This is a genomic window from Deltaproteobacteria bacterium, from assembly GCA_020845775.1.
Classification (GTDB): Bacteria; Bdellovibrionota_C; UBA2361; order SZUA-149; family JADLFC01; genus JADLFC01.
The window spans coordinates 1-5,165 of record JADLFC010000131.1; the positions used below are offsets into that span (position 1 = coordinate 1).

A 5,165-nucleotide genomic window follows, 5' to 3' on the forward strand; every position below is an offset into this window, starting at 1 on the left:
CTATAAAATGTGTGTTCTTTCTTTGTAGCTTTGCGAGCTGAGATGAGCCTAATAACCGAATTGTCATGATTTACACAGTGACAGACCATTAATACTCGTAGCTTGGAGCTCAATCTTCCTTACCTAAATTGCCCAAGACTCGGTTCCTGGATCTCGTGCGAACAGCAATGAACAAGACAGGACTCCCCCCTGCTAACGTTACCGGCTTCGCTTGACGCATATGCATACATTAAATTTACAACGTAGTGCATTGTCAACCTGCTTTAGGCTACTGAACGCTTCACAAATATTCGGGGGATAAATTAAGGGCGCAGACCACGTTAATTTTAGTTGGGCCGATCCTTGAAAAGCCTATAACCACAGTGAGTATAGTAGGCAGGTCCCAAAAATACACCCCTCCCACAACCGAGCAGAGTTAGGTGTTTAAGAACGAGCGCCGGGATGATCCCCGCTCGAGCGAAGTTCTTCCTTGGCACTGTGCCGCAGCCACCGGCATTAGCCATTAGAAAACAGGAGAGAAGCTGGTTATAGACGACCCTTTTCTCCCGTTCTCTAATACCCAATGCCTACCACCCTTTTTTTGCGCAACGTGGCAACTACGCTTGCTCCCCTTGGCTCCTGCGGTACCCCTTAGCTCTAGATCTCTCTTGAAAATTCTCTCCACTGAAATGGAAATAGACCAAGACTCTCTTAAATCCACGCTCGCCACCATCAATATCCGCCATGACTTCCGCTTGCTCTAATAGCAAGGCCATATATGGCAAGGTGGGGAGGCTTTAAGTTTCGGTGAAGCGTTTCTGGTCCTACTTACCAGGCCCCAACGAAAAGCATTTGCTTGCACCTTTTACGCACAACTGAACAGTGCCTCAAGAGCAAATGCTTTTTGCCTACACTATCCCAGGTAGACCTGAGCGTAACCGAAACTTAAAGCCTCCCCATCTTGCGTTACCACCCTAACCCTAAGTCCCAAAACCATACGCCTCCCACAACCCGACAGCGCCAGGTGCCTAACAACACCCCCCAACACTCCACCCCGAAAAATCCTCGGAGTATCTATATTGAAAGAAACGGGGGGAAATCTCCACCGGAAGCGGTAAAGTAGGGGGAGGATAAATTAACGGGGAAATTAAGGCGAGCTATTTTTATTGAACTGAGATCAACCCAACGTCAGATTTTTGCAATCAAGTTTTGCTTTCGTTGCCAGCAGAAAGTTCATTCCGAGAATGCCCTCTAATTCAAACCCGAAATCAAACGCATAATCAAGAGCACCAACCTGAATTCTAAATTTGCTCACGCTGAGATGCCCCACCTTGATAGTATCAACAGCCCTAGAGAACGCATATTCCGTTCCTCCAACACCTGTGATGGTAACAAGATCGTCACCTATCGCCGGCTTAACACCAATATCGAGCAATAGATCAGCCGAGAATATTGTGCCTCCAGAGCCTGTATCAACCAGAACTCTATTAAGAGTGATAGATCGATTGTTTACCGCGACTTCAACCGCTGAAATGAAAGGTAGTGATGATATGATTTCGAACGGAACTAAGCCGGTCGTATTCCCAGCCATCTTTGTTCCGTAATATCGAGTGCGACTTTGTTAGTATGAACGACGTAAAGCTCTTTGCTGCGATCTTCTCTGTGAAGCCTTAAATATTCACGCATCGCCTTCTCACTGTCATTAAATGTACTCACAACATCTATTTCATCAATAATACGCTTGTTTGACTTAGAATGAGACCGCATAGCCTGAATGATGACCCATCGATCTGGATATTCCTGCCTGACCTGATCCCAAGATTTTGCTGAGTAAGCGTTCATAATACCTCGCCGTGATATAGTGTCAAATTTTATCACAATAATACCAAAATTCAACCTTGAGCGAAATAAGTCTGTGAGGTGTGCCCCATTCAAGATGGGGAGGCTTTAAGTTTAGGTGAAGCGTTTCTGGTCCTACTTACCAGGCCCCAACGAAAAAGCATTTGCCAACCCGACACTCTCACAACTGAGCAGTGCCACAAAGCAAATGCTTTTTCCCAAAACTATCCCAGGTAGACCTGAGCGTAACCGAAACTTAAAGCCTCCCCATCTTGCGTTAGCGAGGATGTCGCTCGACACGAAGCTGCAATTCCAGTTATTGAAGGGGGCATTTCATATTTGAAGTTTATATGGCGACATACCATATAAACCAAAACAGTCGCGTAACTACACGTCACCTGTTTGGGAACATTGGGATTGGCGTGGCACCTAAAGTTGCAAATTGAGGACGCCTAAATATTTGCTAGTTTCTCATGTCGTGAGTTTTCGTTGGTGTTTTGCCGCCGCTGGAAGTTACACACAACCGCCTCCGACGGGCTAGATGGGGAGCCCTCTGTCGACGTTTATGCATAACTTCCTCCCCGCCATTCAATACGAACCGCGTTGACGTAAAGTGAAATTTTTCACTTCCCTCAGTCTCATCGGCATAAAACCGGATATTTAAGCCATACGTAAGCAAAAGGCGAAAGCTGCAGAGCGACGAATATCTTCTGAGGTCATTACATATATAGCCGAGGGAACGTTCTTAAGCTTTTGAAGCTTCTTAGCCGGCGAAAACACACTTAGGTCCAAATTAAAAAACTCCTCGGTTACCCGCGAGCTGATGGTTTGGGTTGTTGCTTCAGGCGAAACGTTTAGTCTCTGACGATCCAACTACATTTTCACACAGGCATTCCCAGCAGAGACTTCAGTGTAGCCTGAGGCAACAACCCAAACCACCAGCTCCCACGAAATTCCGTCAATGCAGTCGCTTTTTCATTGCAGTAATTTGCTATTTAAATGTATAATATTAAAGTTTATCTCAAACGCACTCAATTACATTAATAACCACATGACTGAAGACATAACCTTCACTTGGATCACTAGCATAGCTTTCATAAAGCAAAAGGAATGCGATTTTAAGCTCGGTTGGAGGCTCGTAAATGGCTAGTAGCGTTTACGCTGATATAGCCTACCGCTGTAAGGTAATAGCCGCACGATGCTTGCTGGCAGCGGGCCAAATCTTACCTCCGTTCAAGGACAATCTCCTTGAGGAGATAGTGGATGCACCTAATTGGCTAGAGGTGAAGCCGTCTACCTTAGCCAATGCTGGAAATGGGCTGTTTACTACCAAAGGTGTTGCAGCTGGCGAGAGAATATGTCGCTACATTGGAACGCGAAAGTCATTGTTGGATGTCCTGCGAACTCGCGACCGCCGATTCGTCTACATGGTGAATTTAAACTCTTTCATAGACCCTGGCCCCCATCCAAAGGTGCTTGGGCGATATGTTAATCACCATTTTGATGCAGCCCACCAGAATACGGGCTATCTATGGCACAATGGCGAAGTATGGTACGTCGCGTCTCGCGACATAGCAGCTGGCGAAGAACTTTTTACTGACTACGAGCTTTTTTACTGGCAGACTATTGAGCGCACGAAATATCGGGAACTATTTCCAGGCGCGCATGCTAATCGCTAATATGTTTGCATCTATGACTAAGTGACTCTGCCTCATGGCGGCTATATTTATTTTTGGCGGCATCAGTTTCTCCCCAAACATAAGTTGAATAATTCCTCCGTGCGGCGTAATGTCCGCCTCGTGGCTAATCGTTAGCACTGATGTTGAACTTACTCGATCAATTATGAGCTTGCTTGCTTCCAGTTCTTTCCCTAAAGCGATTAGATGGCAAGTATTCTCGTTGAGCTCGTCAATCGTTTTATACGTAATAATATTGACCCTTACATCCTGCAGTTTCCTTGTGGGTAATATTTCGCTAAACTCCTGAAAAAGCGAGTGGTCTTGGCTGATGCAAAAATTAAAACCAGTTCTTGCGTTAATACTGTCAACCGGCCACCGCGTACGAAAGACAATATACAAATAGGCCCGCGCTAGCGTCTGTTCCAGACTTACCGATAAATGGTGGGATTGACATTTAGCGTCTGACAGATTTGCAGCAGCTACTAATACGAACAGCAAAACCAAAAGCGCATTCTTCCATGGCTTCATGCTTCTAAGAAATGCAATAATGGCGACTGGCGTTAGATTGCGCATAATTGTCACTGGCTAGTGCAACTCTAATACTTATAGGCAACTTCCAGAAACGCACTACGTCCTATATAACTTAACGGCATCGTAAACACGGACGAACGTAATTCCGAATGACGACTATCAAATAGATTTCGTCCGATCAGCGACAGTTCCCAGTTGCCGCCTGGAAACCACGCAAGCCGCGCATCTCCCTCAATATAACTGTCTATATCCGATCGAGATAATTCGTGAACACTCCTTACAATAACATCAGCTTCCACCGCATAACCTACCAAGAAATGGCCTCTTAGAGTCGCATTATGCTTTGGAGCATCCTCCACAAAATCCAAATCCCCACTGTCGTTCGGCCTTGCATCTATCTGTAAAAAACCATAGGTTGCTCCAATTTGAATTGTTTTGTTAAAAGACCAGTCGAGTGCTATCTCAAAACCCACCGAATCGGCCTCCAACTCATTAGCATAAGGAAACGGTACCAATAGGTAAGATAGTCCTGACTCGTGAGCCAGAATGCTTGCCTCCCCCATCGTGTTGTTGATTACATCGTCATATCTAAAATAATATGCCACCGCACTTAAATAGAGCGACTCACTTGGCTCGGCCCAGATGCCGGTCTCATATGCAACCAGCGCTTCCGAGTCGAGAGCATCGTTACCCGTAGTGCGAATGAGTACCGGTAGACCGCTTTCGGCATCCTGAAAGGAAAAGTAATTTAGAGATAGATCATCGTACACTCGAGACGGACTCCCAGTCGTATACGACACACCACCCCAAACAGAAAACCTATCACTTAAACTCCACAACAACCTCGCCGTAGGCAATGCATTAAAGCCAACCTGCTCATTCTCCTCAAACCGAGACCCAAGCGTTAGCATTAAGACATCTTCGATGAGCGAAATCTCATCGTGGATAAAGCCCCGATAAAACATCAATGAGCGATCCGCGGGATCAAAGTGAAACACCTCACTGCCCTCAGTCTCATCGGTATAAAACCTAACATTTAAGCCATACGTAAGATCATTTGCCCCAAAAGGCGAAAGCCGATGCCGAAATTCTAGATCCGAATAATACGAACTTAAATCGAGCAAAAAGTCTTCCCGC

The 5,165-nt window shown here is 45.8% G+C and carries 7 protein-coding genes; 1 reads left to right on the forward strand and 6 read right to left on the reverse strand.

Features of this window, described 5'->3' with window-relative positions:
* The 4 genes from IT291_08890 to IT291_08905 all read right to left on the reverse strand — a co-directional run.
* A partial coding sequence (locus IT291_08890) for a BrnT family toxin (protein ID MCC6221340.1) occupies positions 1 to 89 on the reverse strand: 89 nt, incomplete at its 3' end.
* 507 nt (positions 90 to 596) lie between these two features.
* A complete protein-coding gene (locus IT291_08895; protein ID MCC6221341.1) occupies positions 597 to 755 on the reverse strand; it encodes a hypothetical protein in 159 nt (52 codons plus the stop codon).
* A gap of 401 nt (positions 756 to 1,156) precedes the next feature.
* The gene (locus IT291_08900; GenBank protein ID MCC6221342.1) at positions 1,157 to 1,570 is read right to left on the reverse strand and encodes a retropepsin-like domain-containing protein; all 414 of its coding nucleotides are present in this window, start codon (positions 1,568 to 1,570) and stop codon (positions 1,157 to 1,159) included.
* Positions 1,546 to 1,821 (reverse strand): hypothetical protein, encoded by a 276-nt coding sequence (locus IT291_08905; protein MCC6221343.1) that lies wholly within the window; start codon positions 1,819 to 1,821, stop codon positions 1,546 to 1,548. The genes IT291_08900 and IT291_08905 overlap by 25 nt, the downstream gene beginning before the upstream one ends.
* 1,139 nt (positions 1,822 to 2,960) lie before the next feature.
* On the opposite strand from IT291_08905, the gene IT291_08910 reads away from it, so the two are divergent.
* The gene (locus tag IT291_08910) at positions 2,961 to 3,497 is read left to right on the forward strand and encodes an SET domain-containing protein (GenBank protein ID MCC6221344.1); all 537 of its coding nucleotides are present in this window, start codon (positions 2,961 to 2,963) and stop codon (positions 3,495 to 3,497) included.
* On the opposite strand, the gene IT291_08915 is transcribed toward IT291_08910, so the two are convergent.
* A complete protein-coding gene (locus IT291_08915; protein ID MCC6221345.1) occupies positions 3,468 to 4,070 on the reverse strand; it encodes a YfiR family protein in 603 nt (200 codons plus the stop codon). The genes IT291_08910 and IT291_08915 overlap by 30 nt on opposite strands.
* A 23-nt stretch (positions 4,071 to 4,093) precedes the next feature.
* On the reverse strand, positions 4,094 to 5,165 hold a 1,072-nt coding region (locus tag IT291_08920; protein MCC6221346.1), incomplete at its 5' end, for a TonB-dependent receptor.